The organism is Paenibacillus sp. FSL H7-0703 (genome assembly GCF_038003485.1).
GTDB classification, from domain to species: Bacteria; Bacillota; Bacilli; order Paenibacillales; family Paenibacillaceae; genus Paenibacillus; species Paenibacillus polymyxa_B.
In genome coordinates, this window is record NZ_JBBOPF010000001.1 from 4,362,216 (window position 1) to 4,378,247 (window position 16,032).

The following is a 16,032-nucleotide window of genomic DNA, read 5'->3' on the forward strand; positions in this document are numbered from 1 at the left end:
ATTCAGAACTAGCTCAAATTACCCGAGAGATACGAAAACTTCAGTTCTGCTTCAATATGCTGTCAGGATTGAGCGCAAGTTGTGGTGTGATGATACCTTTAGACTCTATTCATACGCTTATAAGGGAACTTTCGGATCAAGAGGTCACTCTTAGGCAAAAAGCAAAGGATCACTCAGACGATCTAGGGTGAAAAAAGGTCTGAATTGACGGTTGGTAAAACAATGGGAGGAGTTGACATAATGGATGAAAATGGATTTTTATTCGATGAAGTATCGGAAGTTCTTCTCAAACTACGTCCTTTCTTACTGCGTGACGGTGGAGATGCTGAACTGGTCGAGGTTGAGAACGGTATAGCAAAATTAAGATTTTTGGGAGCTTGCAATGGTTGCCCAAGTGCTACGATTACGTTAAAGGTTGCTATTGAGCGCGCAATTCTTGAGGAAATTGATGATATTAAAGAAGTTGTACAAGTATTCTAAATTCCTTGATACTGAGCAACTGAGTTAGTCCTGTCGCAGACCATAGCTACGGAAGTTGATCCCGCTGCTCAATACTAAAGTACATCGACAGATTACCTTGCGGGTCGAAATCGACGAGCAGCACTTTTTTTCCTTCATCAAACAAGGTATTAGAAAGATTGTATTCGGTATCGAGTGGGAAACCATGGAGGTTCGAGTCCTCTCGCCGGTATACACAAAAGGATAATAAAATGCTTAAAGGCATTTTATCATCCTTTTTATTATGTATTCATGATTTTGGCAACAAGGTTAACATGGATTTGACCAGGTCTTTGATCTTATAGTAAGATGGTGGTACTGAAAAAACATTTTTAGTTTATTAAGTACAAGAGAAATGAGGACGAATATGCAGGAAAGAATTTTGGAGGCTTTTGTAGATGAAGTTCATGAAAATGGATTGAAATTTACGATGGATGATCTTGCGAAAAGACTCGCTATTAGTAAGCGTACATTGTATGAAAATTTTTCGTCTAAGACGCTTATTTTAGAAACACTTATTGAGCGTACAAATGATGATATGATTCGAAAAACTGAGCAGATTATCGAAAATAATGAGTTATCTTTGTTAGATAAGATTAAGCAGTCGATTAGGGTCATGCCTCTGTATTATAAGTTTTACGATTTAAGAATATTGGACCAGATGAAAAAGTATTATCCTGAGCAATGGAAAAGGGTACATGCCGATTTAAATGACTGGTCTCCGATTAGAACATTAATTCAGGAAGGCATCCGAGAAGGAATTATTGTGAACAAAAATGAGGCTCTGATCATGAAGCTTATTATTGAATCTGTAAATTTAACGCTTGATCAGCGTTTCTTTCTGGATAACAGTGTGACGGTAGAGGAAGCAACTTATTCTATTGTAGATATTTTGTTGTTCGGATTGGTCGAAAAATAAAAAATAGCCTCATCAATATGCTGCATATTTGAAGAGGCCATTTTTTTATATGAAAACTAAGAAAACAATTTTAGTTTCAATTGTTTTTGAAAAAGAATAATGAAGTTTACCTAATGTTGAATAAAGAGATACGGAAAAGGAAGGGTGGAAATATGTCTATACTCACAAGAAATCGAGGAGCAATGCTGTTATTGATGCTTAACATTTTTTTGGCATTCATGGGGATTGGATTGGTTGTCCCTGTGTTACCTAAGTTTATAAGTGAGCTAGGGATGAATGGTTCCTCGATGGGACTGATGGTTGCAGCTTTTGCGTTGACACAGCTTTTGTTATCACCATTGTCAGGAAAGTTGTCTGATCGTTATGGACGTAAAAAGTTGATTGTTTCTGGGATGTTCATCTTCATGTTATCAGAGCTTGTTTTTGGACTGGCGAATTCCATTCCTACCCTGTTCATAGCACGAATCATGGGTGGAGCAGGGGCAGCGTTGCTTACTCCTTCTATTATGGCCTATGTCGCTGACGTGACCTCGTTTGAGGAAAGAGGCAAGGGAATGGGCATGATCAATGCAGCGATCAACACAGGCTTCATAATCGGGCCAGGGATTGGCGGATTGCTTGCCACATATGGAATACGCATTCCCTTTTTTGCGGCAGCAGGAGCTGCGGGAATAGCAGCTATCTTGTCTCTGTTAGTACTGCCTGAGTCTTTAAGCAAGGAAAAGCAACAATATAATAGAGAGCTTCCACGTCAAAAAGAAAATCTTTTGCAGCAATTTTCCAAGTCATATCAATCTCCATATTTCATGGGTTTACTCATTGTATTTGTCGTTGCTTTTGGGTTAGCGAACTTTGAAACAGTATTTGGACTGTTTGTTGACCATAAATATGGTTTTACACCGATGGATATTGCCATCATCATAACGACAGGCTCCATTTTGGGAGCAGTTGTCCAAGCGACTATATTTGGATGGATCATTAATCGTTTTGGAGAGAAAAAAGTAATTCACCTCTGTTTGGCTATTGGGGGCCTGTTCATTTTTCTAACCCTATTTGCTGAACAGTACGTGATGATTATGCTGACGACCTTCATCATTTTTCTGGCTATGGATATCCTTCGTCCGGCAGTAAGCACTTCTCTATCGCGGCAGGCTGGAGATGAGCAAGGCTTTGTGGCAGGCATGAACTCGTCCTATACCAGCTTGGGTAATGTGATTGGACCGCTTGTTGCGGGATTGCTGTTCGATGTTCATATTAATCTGCCTTATATGGTTGCAGCTATAGCGTTACTGGCTTGTCTCGTCCTTTCACTACGTTCCAAGCAAGCGGGTGAGCAACACTCGATAGCCCGTACAGCAGAACAGCGTAAATGAGGATAGCCGCAGGTCTATACTCATCCCCGACTTAGGTCTAGGTTCAAAAACCGTCTGGGGTCCGTTTTGTCAAACGCTAGTTCAGCGTACAATAAGGACATAAGCAAGACACAGTGAAAGGCGGTGAGAGATGATGAGAGTTAACAAAGGGAATGGGTTAGCCATTGTACTGATCGTGTTGGGTTCGATTATGCTGCTCGGTAAGTTTACTCCGTTTTTCGGTCACTTTTTAGGACATCTGATTGGTTACTTAATTCCGATAGCTATGGTGATGCTAGGCTACTACGGTGTGAAAAAAGGAAATGCGCTCTTCGGCTGGATCGTACTCGTACTCGGGGTACTGATTTTGCTTGGCAAACTGTCCTGGCTTCTGGGACCGCTACTGGCAATCGGGTTAATCATATTTGGTGTTTCCCTGCTGAGTGACCGCAGAAGACATTACTGATTTTAGCAGTTTAGCAAGAATTAAGAAAGATTTCAGTAACTAAGTGTTGAATTATGGAATACGAATTGTGAAAGGAGCAGACGCAAATGAGTGTTTTTCGAAGAATGCGCGATATCACGGTAGCGACCTTCAATGAGCATTTGGAACAAAGCCAAGACCCAGTGCAACTGATTGACCAGTTCTTGTATAATACCCGCCAGGAAATTGCCGAAGCGGAAAAACTCCATCAACAGTATGCGATGCATACAAGACAGATGAAGCAGCAGTTGGATCATGCATTGTCCATGCAGACCAAACGGGAGGAACAGGCGCTACTGGCTTTGAAGGCTGATGAAGAACATATCGCGAAGCTGGCCCTTCAGGAGAAAATGCTATATGCAGAAAAAGAAGAGCAGTATAGAGAACTGTGGGAGCAGAGCCGTGAATCACTACGTGAGCTAGAACAACAGCTAGATACATTAAAGACAGAATATCAAACGGTACACAGCAAGCGTCAGTATTATGCGGCACGTGTACAGACGTTGAGACTCCAGCAGCAAATGAACGAACGGGCTGGTACATACGGTGGACGGAATGTTCCCCGAATGTTCAACCGCTTGGAAGACCGGGTAGCCGATATGGAAGCAGAAACGATGAGTCTGCGTGATTTACGTCGGGGTGAGGGCGACCATGCACAGGATGCCCAAGGCGGTGGATCGCTGCTCGAACAAGAGTGGGCGAGACTGAAAAGCAAGCTGAACAACAGCGGGAAGGAGTAATTTGATAATGACCCGAATTTACAGATCAAGCCGGGATAGAGTAATAACAGGTGTATGTGGCGGTCTTTCTGACGCAACAGGAATGGACTCAACATGGATTCGTATTCTGGTTGTGATCAGTTTCTTTATTACAGCAGGAACCACATTTATGATTTATGTGATTGCGGCCCTAGTTATCTCCAAGGAGCCGAGATCTCCTTTCGATGGAGGATTTGGCCCTGACAGCGGACCCTACAATCAACAGGATCCACGCTATTATGGCAGTAACAATACAAGATCGCAGTATGGGCCGGGAACTGGTTACAACCAGGGCGGTGCATATGGCAATTCGAACCCGTTTTTTGGTCAAGATGCCCGCAACTCATCTAAATTTAACACAGGTCAGAACAGTGACCTGGATTCCATGATGGAAGATATCGAGAAAAAGGCAATGAAAAAAGAATTGGCAGAGTTACGCAAAAAAGTAGAGCAATTTGAGAAGGGAGATCGTAAATAATGGGGATCTTTAAAAGAATGAAGGATATGACAAGAGCATCGGTGAATGAAGTGTTGGATAAAGTGGAAGATCCGATTATTATGTTGAATCAATATCTGCGCGATATGGAGGCGGAAATTCACGAGGCTGAGGTAACGGTTGCCAAGCAAATGGCGAATGAACGACGTATGAAACAGCGTTTGGAGGAAGCGGTACGTGTATCCAATGAGCGTGAGAAACAAGCTGAATCCGCATTGCGAAATGGTCAGGAAGAAGTAGCGCGCAAGTTGTTGGGAGAGAAGATTTATTTTGTGCAGAAGCAGGACGAATACCGCGACTTGCATACACAAGCTGAGCTTCAAGCAAAAGAATTGGTACAGCAGCTTCACGACATGAAAGATGAATTCTATAAAATGCGCAACAAGCGCAATGAGTTGGTATCCCGTGCTCAAATGGCGAAAGCTAAAAAGCAAATGTCTCAAATCAATAGTTTGCACACGATTGAAAGTGGGTCTGCTTCACTGGGCTTCCACCGTATGGAAGAAAAAATCATGCAAATGGAAGCTGAAGCTGACGTACTGCGTGCTCCTTACCGTCAAGCTCCAGGAGAAGCATATGTTAATCCGGCTGAGGCTGAAAAACAGTTTAAAGTGGATGAGCAGCTTCAACAGCTTAAGTCCAAAATTCAGACAGGTGCTAAACCAGTCGATATGAAGAAGGACTGACTACTCGGAAACAAGACATTATGATATGCTGTATGGAATGGACATTGGTCGATGATCGTGCCTAATCTGTATGGTTCAGGAAAGCCATATGGCGGAATGTTGCGCCACTATGGCTTTTCCGTCCTGTATAAACAAAAAGGGGGTGCAGCATGGAGAGAAGAAAATCAGCCTTGGCACTGGCAGGGATTGGCATCGGGATCATCATTTTATTCGGTCAGTGGATTGGGTTCCTCTCCGTGGTTGCACTGATCCTAATGTTGGCCGGAATATATAAGATCCGCAATTCCAAAATCAAAAAGGGCTACACGATGCTCGCGATGGGTGCTGGACTGTTAGTACTGGATCATTTGTTCCTGTTTGTGGTAGTTACACTAGCATCATTAGCTGTATTCTATTCACGTTCAAGGAAGCTGCATAAAGGTCAAAGCTCCATATTCAAGCACAATTTTATATCCAATCATAAATGGGATGAAGTGCCTTGGAGCCTGCGCAGCACAAGCATATGGCATGTGGTTGGGGACGTGGATGCCGACCTGACGTTGGCTCTCCCAGAGGAACGTGAGCCCGTTATATTTTTACAGGGGATCTTCGGTGACATTGACATCACCCTACCGGATAATTACGGTGTAGAGGTGGAGATGTTCATATTGTTCGGACAGATTCAGTTTGACCGGGATCATGAGGCGGGGATGCTCAATCGACTGGTTTGGAAGTCTCCCCATTTTGAGCAGAGTGAGTATAAAGTGAAGTTTGTCGTTTCGTACTTGGCGGGCGATGTCCGCGTCCGATTTTATTGAATCAGGAGGAGCCGGGATGAATCATAAAAAAACGTCCAACATGGTAACCCGCAGTATGGGTGAAGGTATCCTCCTGTGTGTTGTTGTGGGCGTAGTTGTCTTTTATATGCTGTATACATATGGATATGTGAAGTCGTTCCCAACCTGGGGAATGATATTGAAAGTTGCAGGAGCCGTTATATTGGTGTTGATTGGTACAGGGGCAATGTACGGATTTTATGAAAGCTACCGCTTTAAAAGCAGACTGGAAATGTTGAGAGAGACGTTGCTGATGTGGGAAAAGGGAACGCCAGCACGTGAGTTGCCGCCCCTAGGGCATGATGAGCTTGGCAGGCTGGGTGAGCAGCTGGAACGGATTGGGCGTAAATGGCAGGAACAAGTTACGTCTTTACAACGCTTATCTACGGATAATGCTCAGCTGGCAGAACAGGCACGGATGACTGCGATTGTGGAGGAGCGGCAGCGGCTGGCCAGAGAGTTGCATGACGCCGTATCACAGCAATTATTTGCTATTTCAATGACGGCAACGGCTGTGGGGAGGACACTGGATAAGGATTTTGATAAAGCGCAGCGTCAAGTTGCGCTAATTGAAGAAATGTCTTCCGTGGCACAATCCGAAATGCGGGCGTTACTACTTCATCTGCGGCCTGTCTATCTGGAAGGGAAACGGCTTGAGCAGGGTTTGCGTGATTTGGTACAAGAGTTGCAGGCAAAGGTACCGATGGAGATTGATTTTGAGATTGAAAGCGGAGTACAGTTGGTTAAAGGCATTGAGAACCACTTGTTTCGTATTGTTCAGGAAGCGATGTCTAATACATTGCGTCATGCCAAAGCAACCCGTATGGAAATTCGTATCGTGCAACGTCCAGATTCCATCAGGCTGACGATTCGGGACAACGGTATTGGTTTTGAACTGGATGAGAAAAAGCAGACTTCATATGGATTATCCACAATGCAGGAGCGGGTCAGTGAGATTGGGGGAGCTATTCAGTATATAACGGCTCCGGGAAAAGGAACACGGATCGAGGTGTCCGTGCCAGTTATTAATGATGAAAGCGGAAGGAACGATGATCATGGAAACGGAATTACCGATTAGCGTACTGCTGGTAGACGACCATGAAATGGTACGGATTGGTCTTGCGGCGGTGCTGGGGACGGAAGAAGGTATTGAAGTGGTCGGCGAGGCCGGAAGCGGAGAAGAAGGCATACGGTTGGCTTCTGAATACAAGCCAAATGTGATTTTGATGGATCTAGTCATGGATGGCATGGATGGCATCGAAACGACACGCCAAGTAACTCGCCTGCTTCCAGAGACCAAGGTGATTGTGCTGACGAGTTATTTGGACGATGAGAAAATGTATCCGGTCATTGAGGCAGGGGCATTCAGCTACTTGCTCAAAACGTCTCGTGCTTCCGAGATAGCGGATGCCATCCGTGCAGCTGCACGCGGACAGTCCGTACTAGAGTCACAGGTGGCCTCCAAGATGATGAATCGATTCCGCCAGCCACAGGCTGAGGCACCCGCGCATACGGAGCTGACTGATCGTGAGATGGAGGTGCTTCGCCTGTTGGCACAAGGGAAGTCTAACCAGGATATCGCAGATGAGCTGATTATCGGGATTAAGACGGTAAAATTCCATGTCACGAACCTTCTCGCTAAATTAGGAGTGGAAGACCGTACACAGGCGGCAATCTATGCCTATAAGAACGGATTAGCAGAGTAGAAGTAGAATAAACGAATACAAAGAACCGGAGACGACAATAGTCCTCCGGTTCTTTTGCGTTCTGTAGATGTTTAGATCAGGAGGAATAAAAAGGCGATTAAAGCCAGATCTAGTGCAAGCCCTGCCCCGTATCCATATCCGCCGTACCCACCGCGATAGCCTGTTCTGCCATTTCCAGCAAAGCCGCCTGCGTCATAAGGAAAGGATGGACTCAGAGGTTCGTTAGGCGGCTTAATTAAGGCATTTAGTTTGGCAGAGGTACGAGCTTTGTTTTTAGGATTCCTTTTTTTCTTTTTAGAGGAATTCTTTTTTGGGGATTGTTTTCCTTTGTTACTGTAGCTCCCGGCGTAGAGACTGCCAGGAAAGGAGGGTGGATATCCGTTCAACATCAGCTTGCCTTTGCTACACCCACTTAAGATGCCGATGTGTCGTGTACCATCACGCATAACGGCACAGACCAGACGTCCACCATGAGGTGCCACACTGGCTTCATTTACAGGATAAATGGGAAACATGATTTCACCTCTTTTGGTGTAAGATGCATTGTGATCATAGTCTATTCTTACGGTGCCTACGATGTATGGTCGAACACCCAGTAGGCAGATGAATATTTTAGAAGGGCTTTGCCGTAGTGCTGTGTGTATAAAACCTCTGACAATGGGAATGCTATTGATAGATTCATAGATTTCAATCCAGCCGAAAAAGAAAGTATCCAGAGCTTAGGTGTGGGAATCGGATGGTTGTGGAGCGGGGGGAACGATAATGTTAAAAGCAGAGCTGATTAAAAAGGGGATTATTGCAATTTTGGTATTAGGAACGGTGCTGGTACTAGCTGGCTGGCGTTACGGAACCCTTCAGACAAACCGAAATGACTCCCGCGAGGCAGAAACGGCTTTACGCTCATTGTTAATCATCTCGGATCAGACCCCGGGTACGTTGGATAAGCTGGTTGTGAAGTGGCAAGGCGATTGGATTTCTAACCATGAAGAGCCAGCAGATGTGGCGGCACAGATAGCTGATCAGCTGAATATACCCACAGTAAACAAACTCGTAGAAAATGGACACACGGTTTATCGTTCTGTTCGTGATAGTGAGGATCTAAGAATCCGCTTAAATGTGATGGAACGTCAAACTGGACAATGGTATGTAGTTGTTCAACTGGAGAGCAATGATGCAGGACGTGAGCGGTTGATTCAGCTTCATAAGCTTTGTGCTGAGCAATTAAAGTCTATGGGAATTCAAGCACAGTGGAACACGGCCCTTCAGCGTTCGCTGCATACAAAGGAATCCAAAGATCAACTGTTGAAACTGACAGAGGCGAGCTTAGCAGGGAACATCTCCATGCAGGCCAAAGAAAGATATACGGATGCGACTACTGTGGCTATATCCTATGAAGCTCCAGAGCTGCCGTTAATGATTCAAAGCGGTGAGCATCAGGTCCAGATGCAGATGGCTGTACATGAAGATAGGGAGCAGCAGGATACACGTATAACACTCGGTTTCCCGCTCATCACGATTGAATACTGACTTATAAGGTAAATTTATGATTCATCGGATAGCTTATCCATGTAGGATATGATAAAATATCATCAAATCTTTAGTTCCATGTTTTTCGAAAATCAAGTATGATCTTGTATAAATATACACAATACTACATGCGGATTTCGGGGATTGTGGATTGCGGAATCTTGACATGGGAAGAATGAGGTACTTCATGGCTGACATACCTGCTAAAGAATCTGTTGTGACGCAAGGCGCAGTTCTGTTTATTTTTGGCGCTACGGGCGATTTGGCTCGTCGCAAGCTTTTTCCTGCTATTTACAGCTTGTACCGCGAAGGCAAACTTGCTGAAGATTTTGCTGTTATTGGTGTAGCAAGGCGTCCTCGCACAGAGGAAGAATTCCGTAATGACCTGTACGCTTCCATACAGGAGTTTAGTCGCTACAAAGCAGAAAATGATCAAGAATGGCAGGCATTTGCCGAGCATTTTGAATATAAATCGCTAGATATCAACAATGTCGAAGGGTTCCATGAGCTGAGACAGCAGACGGAGTCTATAGAAAGCAAGTTTAACATACCGGGAAATCGGTTGTTTTATTTGGCCTTGGCTCCTGAATTATTCGGAAGCGTGTCGAAGAGCTTGAAAGATGGCGGTATGATGGATGGCAAGGGGTGGAATCGTCTTGTAATTGAGAAGCCATTCGGTTATAACCTCGAATCTGCACAAGAATTGAACGTTGAAATACGAGAAGTATTTGCCGAAGAAGAAATTTATCGGATTGATCACTATCTTGGTAAGGAAATGGTACAAAATATTGAGGTGATCCGCTTCGCGAATGCCTTCTTTGAACCACTGTGGAATAATAAGCATATTGCCAATGTGCAAATTACGCTTAGTGAAACGGTAGGGGTGGAGGAACGCGGAGGTTACTACGATCATTCCGGCGCCTTGCGGGATATGGGACAGAACCATATGCTGCAAATGCTAACGATGATTGCGATGGAGCCACCTAGTCGTTTGTTGCCTGAGGATATCCGTGATGAAAAGGTAAAAGTGCTGCGTTCGCTGCGCCCTTTTGAAACGTCTGAGGATGTGAAAACCAATGTGGTGCGTGGTCAATACACCGAAGGCAGTTATCGCGGTCAGCAGTTGCCGGGGTATCGCCAAGAAGACAAGGTTGATCCACAGTCGAACACAGAGACTTATTTTGCTTCACGCGTGTTTGTTGATAATTTCCGTTGGGCTGGCGTACCGTTCTATATTCGTACGGGCAAACGTCTCCCTGTAAAAACAACGGAGATTGTTGTGGAATTTAAGAGCATGCCAACGAACGTGTACCTCGGTCAAAAGCATAAGCTGGAACCGAACTTGCTCGTGATTCGAGTCAATCCAATGGAGGGCATTTACATTAAAATCAATGCCAAGAAACCTGGTTCGGAATCAGATATTGAGCCACTGGCTATGGATTTTTGCCAAAGCTGTATGGTGGGTATCAACTCACCGGAGGCTTATGAACGGTTGTTGATGGATGCGATTGAGGGTGATTCGACGTACTTCACGCGTTGGGATGAGGTTGCCACGGCATGGGGATTCGTCGATCGAATCGCCAAAGCATGGCAGCAGACCCCGGATACGCTGGAAACCTATGCTGCAGGCTCATGGGGACCGGAAGGTGCTCACAAGCTATTGGAGCAGGATGGCTTCAAGTGGTGGCCGGTTAGCGGTCAGGATGAAGATAATGTCATCTGGCGAGTAGGCGGCGTTCAGTAATCCCGATTTGTCCAGCATCCCCCTATGTCCTGTTCAGGACGTAAGGGGATGCTTTGCGTTCGGAGTGTGCTATAATAGCTTAGTCTCAGGTTTTCAGTTTGCAACTGATTATAAGTTAAAGGCAGGCTAAAACATGTAAATAGATCGTATTTATAATGAATATGGTAACGGAGTACGCCGAATACTGGAGCTAACGGCAATGTAGCCGATAGAGCCGATGAACTTATGAAAACAGGCGTGCATCATGGCCTTTTTATGAATAGCTTGAGCAGTAATGCAATGGATTTGATCATGAAGGGATATGTGAAATGAGTAAAACAACAGATATACTTCAACAGGAAGTCGACAAACGGCGTACGTTTGCGATTATTTCTCACCCGGATGCGGGTAAAACGACACTGACGGAAAAGCTGCTGCTGTTCGGGGGCGCGATTCGTCTTGCGGGTTCAGTTAAAGCACGTAAAGCAAGCAAACACGCCACGAGTGACTGGATGGAGATTGAAAAACAGCGGGGGATCTCTGTAACATCCTCAGTAATGCAATTTGATTATAATGGTCACCGCATCAACATTCTGGACACCCCAGGTCACCAGGATTTCAGTGAAGACACGTATCGTACATTAACAGCAGCAGATAGTGCAGTCATGCTGATTGACGTAGCGAAAGGTGTGGAAGCGCAAACGATTAAGCTGTTTCAAGTTTGTGCGAAGCGTGGAATTCCGATTTTCACCTTCATTAACAAACTGGATCGTGAGGGACGTAGTCCTTTTGATTTGATGGAGGAGCTGGAGCAGGTGCTTGGCATCCGTTCGGTGCCTATGAATTGGCCGATTGGTACAGGACGCGAGCTTTGCGGTGTCTATGACCGTGTCAAAAATCAGGTCGAGCTGTTTCAGGGAGATGACCATTCCACGATCAAAGTACAAAAAGTGGAAGATTACAATGATCCGATCATTCGTGAGATGGCGGGCGAATATTTGCATGACCAATTATGCCAAGACTTGGAGTTGCTTGATGTCGCGGGTGACCCTTTTGACATGGAGAAAGTACAGCGCGGAGAATTAACGCCTGTATTCTTCGGCAGTGCGATTAATAATTTTGGTGTACAAACATTTTTGGAAAACTTCCTTCAGCTTGCTCCTAAACCGGAGCCGCGCCGTAGTACAGCTGGGGAAATTGAGCCAACAAACGAAAAGTTTACCGGCTATGTATTTAAAATTCAAGCGAACATGAACCCGGCTCACCGTGACCGTATTGCATTTTTGCGTATTGTCTCCGGTAAGTTTCAACGCGGGATGAGTGTTAAGCATGTACGGATGGGTAAGGAGATTAAGCTGTCTCAGCCACAGCAATTCCTGGCACAGGACCGTGATATTGTCGAGGAGGCTTTTCCTGGCGATATTATAGGATTATTTGACCCGGGTATTTTCCGTATTGGTGATTCACTCAGCCAAGGTAGCGAGGTTGTGTTTGATGAATTGCCGACCTTCTCGCCTGAGATTTTTGCCAAGGTAACGGTGAAAAATGCCTTGAAGCACAAACAGTATCTGAAGGGTATTGACCAGTTGACCGAGGAAGGTATGATTCAGGTGTTTCGTACGGTAAGCTTTGACGATACGCTACTGGGTGTTGTCGGCCAACTGCAATTTGAAGTATTTGAGTATCGCATGAAGGGTGAATATGGAGTTGATGTACAGCTTCAACGTATGCCGTTCCAATTTGCTCGATGGATTGTGGATGAACAGATTGATCCGAGTAAGTTCCGTATTAACTCCACGCTGGTAAAGGATAAGAAGGGCAATTATGTCGCCTTGTTCGAAAACGAGTATGCCATGCGTACGGCTATGGAGAAAAATCCGACAGCTAAGTTTTTGGAAATGGCTCCATAAGATTTAATAAGCAGAGCAGTCTGATCTCAGTCATTTGATGTATACAACGAATAGTCCACTCGATGTTAATGCGAGTGGACTATTCTCATTTTCGAATACGGGTAAAATAATGAGCACAATTAAACCTGAACAAGGACTTGAATAGCAGAGCTAGGTTAAGGGTACGGGTTTGATTTTATCGATTTGTTCATGTGCCAAATGGACGAACTCCTGCTGCTGGTTTGGGCTCATGTGCTTCCAAGCGATTTCAAGAATGACACCCAATCCAGGCAAAGCGGCCTCCGGTCCGTCCACTGATCCAATAATCATATCCGTAAGATCAGCTTCTGATTTGCCGTGAACTTTGTGGACAATCGCTTGTCGTAAATCCATTGTAATGGGCATGTGTACCTCCCGTATGTTGTAGTAGTGGTCGAGTGTATTATGGCTTGGGCTGTTGCCCAGTATACATGGAGAAGCATTTGGCATAAGTATGTCAAAATTTATGTTTGTAGCATGATATGCTATACTATGACGAACAGTATGGTGATCGGGAGGTAAAGAAAGAATGGCAAAAAAACAGTATGCGGTCATTGGCATGGGCCGTTTTGGTTCCAGTGTTGCTAGCGCGCTGAGTGAGATGGGTTTTGATGTGCTGGCTATTGACTCGGACGAGCAGCGTACACAGGAAATGTCGAATATTGTGACGCATGCGGTGTCTGCCGATTCGACGGATGAGGAAGCACTGCGAGCGCTGGGTATCCGCAATTTTGACGTAATCGTAGTTGCAATTGGTGAAGATATACAAGCCAGCATTCTGACGACATTGATTCTCAAGGACATGGGCGTACCCGCTCTTGTGGTCAAGGCACAAAATGAACTGCATGGGAAAGTGCTGCAAAAGATAGGTGCAGATAAAGTCGTTTATCCTGAACGGGATATGGGGCTGCGGGTAGCCCATCATTTGACATCTCCCAACATTTTGGATTATATCGAGCTGTCCAAGGACTACAGTATTTTGGAGATGAGAGCCGCCGATTCCATGATTGGAAAAAACCTGAAGGAGCTAGACATACGTGCACGCTTCGGCTGCAATGTGATGGCGATTCGCAGAAATCAGGAAATGAACATTTCACCTTATGCCGAAGATCGTCTGGAGCCGGGTGATGTGCTGGTCATTGTAGGCCACAAGGATGATCTGACCAAGCTGGAGCTGGCTTTTGCAGCCTAATGAGGCTTGGTGTTAAAGCAAAAGTGATACATCATTTATGTTTAAAGAAAAGGACCAAAGAAACGGAAGGTTAAACGAATGGAAATCATTTCACCGAATAATGCGCGTGTAAAAGAGTGGGCGCAACTGCTGGAGAAAAAGCATCGCACACGGCAGCATAAATATATTGTCGAAGGTATTCATCTGGTGCAGGAAGCGCTGCGTTCGGACGCGGCTGTCGAAACCGTCGCCTATGATTTGGACAAGGGCATTCCCGCTGAGCTGAATGGCCTAGATCCAGCCGACCAGCCGGTGGAATGGGTTCCCGTGTCAGCGGCGGTCATTGCAAAATGCACCGATACGAAGACGCCGCAGTCGGTCTTTGCCATCGTGCGTAAGGAGGAGCGCAGCGCATTCCCGGCATTGCTGGAGCAGCCGGATGCACTGGTGATGGTGCTGGACGGGGTGCAGGACCCCGGCAATGTAGGCACCATCATCCGCAGCGCGGACGCTGCGGGAGCCGCAGGCGTAATATTGGGTCATGGCTGCGCCGACCTGTACAATCCCAAAACGATCCGCTCCACGATGGGATCGTTGTTTCACCTGCCGGTGATTGAAGGCAGTCTGGAGGAGCTTTTACCGCAGGCCAAAAGTAAAGGTGCCCGCCTGCTCAGCACCTCACTGGATGCGAGCTTGTCATGCTATGCCATAGATTTGCGCGCTTCCACTTGGCTTGTAATCGGAAACGAAGGCCAAGGGATTTCTGCTGCTACCGCGCGCATGGTGGATGAGTCGGTATTCATTCCGATGCAGGGGCAAGCGGAATCACTGAACGCAGCTATGGCTTCTACGGTGCTATTATTTGAGACGATGAGACAACGAAACTTTTAAACTAAAATAATTCCTGTCTATGTGGTTTATAAAATCAAATAAGACTACTTATAACATCTAAATGAGACAAACTATCTACCAGTAAACCCAGTAAGAATGGGGATAAATTGATGGAGGTTTCTTGTTTTTATAGTAAAAAAGGGCAGGATATTTTCTATATGATGTTGTAAGATAAACACTCTCCTGAGGACAACTTAATAACTATATGCCACTGGGTTACAACTCCTCCTGAAGGAACATCTACGCCTGCACCGGGTCTTTCTTCCGCCCTATAGTACCAATCTGAATCCAGTCGAGGGGCTATGGCTGTGGCTTAAATCCAATGTGGCGAATAACGTGTTTTTTTAGAGGTTTTATAAGATTAAGCTTCATGTCGGCGAGTTTATGAAACGAATCAATAAACAAACAATGGAAACAATTAGAATTTTAAATATTTTGAAAGATATTCTTTAAAAAGCTATTTTATTTGAACATCCAAATAGAAAGGTTTTTGGTTATGATATTCATTAACAAAAAAACTATTAATAAGCTAACTGAATCGCATAGAGAACCTAACATGCTTATCTGCTATTCAACTCCTCAAAGCCTTTCGGCTTGGTCAAGTCGGGCTATATTACTCCTAAATAATGATAAAATTATTATCCTTTTCCTCAATCTATTTTCCACTAAAGTAGTACAAAAAGTTGAATTTGAAGTAGCTGATTTACAAGAACAAAAATATCATTCCATATATCTCTCTTCTGCAATATGGTCATTTAACAGTAAAGGACAGCATTGGAGGTTCAAGATAATCAAAAAAATTATTCCTCTTGGCTCTATGCAAAGGGATTTTCTAAATTTCTTGCAACAAAATATTTTAAATTAGCAACTGAGTAGATCACCGATTTCTTCGTTCTTCATGTCTATCGCCACCTTGGGTTGGGTCTTTCTATTGATTACCCAATAGATTGAAGTAATGCTGTTGGTTAGTTAAATGCGTGTTATTATATCAAATGAATTTGACAGGTTCCCAAATCTTTGTTAGAGTTTCAATCAAATACGTATAACCTTTTCATGGGATGTTACCGATAGGGCATAA

The 16,032-nt window shown here is 44.7% G+C and carries 19 protein-coding genes; 16 read left to right on the top strand and 3 right to left on the bottom strand.

Annotation, left to right across the window (positions count from 1 at the left end; all coding sequences use genetic code 11):
* Positions 1-240 precede the first annotated feature (240 nt).
* The gene (locus MHB46_RS19385; RefSeq protein WP_341163140.1) at positions 241-480 is read left to right on the top strand and encodes a NifU family protein; all 240 of its coding nucleotides are present in this window, start codon (positions 241-243) and stop codon (positions 478-480) included.
* A 46-nt stretch (positions 481-526) separates the two neighbouring features.
* On the opposite strand, the gene MHB46_RS19390 is transcribed toward MHB46_RS19385, so the two are convergent.
* The gene (locus MHB46_RS19390; RefSeq protein WP_341163141.1) at positions 527-724 is read right to left on the bottom strand and encodes a ParA family protein; all 198 of its coding nucleotides are present in this window, start codon (positions 722-724) and stop codon (positions 527-529) included.
* 141 nt (positions 725-865) lie between these two features.
* Between MHB46_RS19390 and MHB46_RS19395 the strand changes: the two genes are divergently transcribed.
* The 9 genes from MHB46_RS19395 to MHB46_RS19435 all read left to right on the top strand — a co-directional run bounded on the left by MHB46_RS19395 (position 866) and on the right by MHB46_RS19435 (position 7,714).
* Entirely contained in the window at positions 866-1,417 is a 552-nt protein-coding gene (locus MHB46_RS19395) for a TetR/AcrR family transcriptional regulator (RefSeq protein ID WP_039272741.1), read from the top strand.
* Between the two features lie 113 nt (positions 1,418-1,530).
* A complete protein-coding gene (locus MHB46_RS19400) occupies positions 1,531-2,790 on the top strand; it encodes an MFS transporter (protein ID WP_341163142.1) in 1,260 nt (419 codons plus the stop codon).
* Between the two features lie 133 nt (positions 2,791-2,923).
* A complete protein-coding gene (locus MHB46_RS19405; protein ID WP_134903078.1) occupies positions 2,924-3,235 on the top strand; it encodes a LiaF transmembrane domain-containing protein in 312 nt (103 codons plus the stop codon).
* An 86-nt stretch (positions 3,236-3,321) separates the two neighbouring features.
* Entirely contained in the window at positions 3,322-3,993 is a 672-nt protein-coding gene (locus tag MHB46_RS19410; RefSeq protein ID WP_013311897.1) for a PspA/IM30 family protein, read from the top strand.
* Between the two features lie 7 nt (positions 3,994-4,000).
* Positions 4,001-4,489, top strand: coding sequence for a PspC domain-containing protein (locus MHB46_RS19415; RefSeq protein ID WP_209949687.1), 489 nt, complete (start codon positions 4,001-4,003; stop codon positions 4,487-4,489).
* Entirely contained in the window at positions 4,489-5,193 is a 705-nt protein-coding gene (locus MHB46_RS19420) for a PspA/IM30 family protein (RefSeq protein WP_061829898.1), read from the top strand. Before MHB46_RS19415 ends, MHB46_RS19420 begins: the two co-directional genes overlap by 1 nt.
* 149 nt (positions 5,194-5,342) lie before the next feature.
* Complete coding sequence (gene liaF, locus MHB46_RS19425) at positions 5,343-5,990, top strand: cell wall-active antibiotics response protein LiaF (RefSeq protein ID WP_341163143.1); 648 nt, start codon at positions 5,343-5,345, stop codon at positions 5,988-5,990.
* 16 nt (positions 5,991-6,006) lie between these two features.
* Positions 6,007-7,086, top strand: coding sequence for a sensor histidine kinase (locus tag MHB46_RS19430; protein ID WP_023990236.1), 1,080 nt, complete (start codon positions 6,007-6,009; stop codon positions 7,084-7,086).
* Positions 7,064-7,714: a response regulator gene (locus MHB46_RS19435; RefSeq protein ID WP_013372995.1), complete on the top strand. Its 651-nt coding sequence runs from the start codon at positions 7,064-7,066 to the stop codon at positions 7,712-7,714. The genes MHB46_RS19430 and MHB46_RS19435 overlap by 23 nt, the downstream gene beginning before the upstream one ends.
* A gap of 71 nt (positions 7,715-7,785) precedes the next feature.
* Here the strand turns inward: MHB46_RS19435 and MHB46_RS19440 are convergent, their stop codons facing one another.
* Positions 7,786-8,229 carry a hypothetical protein gene (locus tag MHB46_RS19440; RefSeq protein WP_341163144.1) on the bottom strand — a complete coding sequence of 148 codons (444 nt, stop codon included), beginning with the start codon at positions 8,227-8,229 and terminating at the stop codon, positions 7,786-7,788.
* Between the two features lie 247 nt (positions 8,230-8,476).
* Between MHB46_RS19440 and MHB46_RS19445 the strand changes: the two genes are divergently transcribed.
* The 3 genes from MHB46_RS19445 (at position 8,477) to MHB46_RS19455 (ending at position 12,874) form a co-directional block, all read left to right on the top strand.
* Positions 8,477-9,241: a YwmB family TATA-box binding protein gene (locus tag MHB46_RS19445; RefSeq protein ID WP_134903075.1), complete on the top strand. Its 765-nt coding sequence runs from the start codon at positions 8,477-8,479 to the stop codon at positions 9,239-9,241.
* Positions 9,242-9,428: 187 nt separating this feature from the next.
* Positions 9,429-10,985, top strand: a complete 1,557-nt coding sequence (gene zwf / locus MHB46_RS19450) for a glucose-6-phosphate dehydrogenase (protein WP_023990232.1) — start codon at positions 9,429-9,431, stop codon at positions 10,983-10,985.
* A 308-nt stretch (positions 10,986-11,293) separates the two neighbouring features.
* Positions 11,294-12,874, top strand: coding sequence for a peptide chain release factor 3 (locus MHB46_RS19455; protein WP_029518174.1), 1,581 nt, complete (start codon positions 11,294-11,296; stop codon positions 12,872-12,874).
* Between the two features lie 150 nt (positions 12,875-13,024).
* Here MHB46_RS19455 and MHB46_RS19460 read toward each other — a convergent pair whose 3' ends face one another.
* Entirely contained in the window at positions 13,025-13,258 is a 234-nt protein-coding gene (locus tag MHB46_RS19460) for a small acid-soluble spore protein SspI (protein ID WP_341163145.1), read from the bottom strand.
* 163 nt (positions 13,259-13,421) lie between these two features.
* Between MHB46_RS19460 and MHB46_RS19465 the strand changes: the two genes are divergently transcribed.
* From MHB46_RS19465 to MHB46_RS19475, 3 genes are all read left to right on the top strand, one after another.
* A complete protein-coding gene (locus MHB46_RS19465; protein ID WP_013311886.1) occupies positions 13,422-14,084 on the top strand; it encodes a potassium channel family protein in 663 nt (220 codons plus the stop codon).
* Positions 14,085-14,162: 78 nt separating this feature from the next.
* Positions 14,163-14,954 carry a TrmH family RNA methyltransferase gene (locus MHB46_RS19470; RefSeq protein ID WP_341163146.1) on the top strand — a complete coding sequence of 264 codons (792 nt, stop codon included), beginning with the start codon at positions 14,163-14,165 and terminating at the stop codon, positions 14,952-14,954.
* A gap of 228 nt (positions 14,955-15,182) precedes the next feature.
* Positions 15,183-15,302, top strand: a complete 120-nt coding sequence (locus MHB46_RS19475) for a transposase (RefSeq protein ID WP_165179240.1) — start codon at positions 15,183-15,185, stop codon at positions 15,300-15,302.
* The last annotated feature ends 730 nt before the right edge of the window (positions 15,303-16,032 follow it).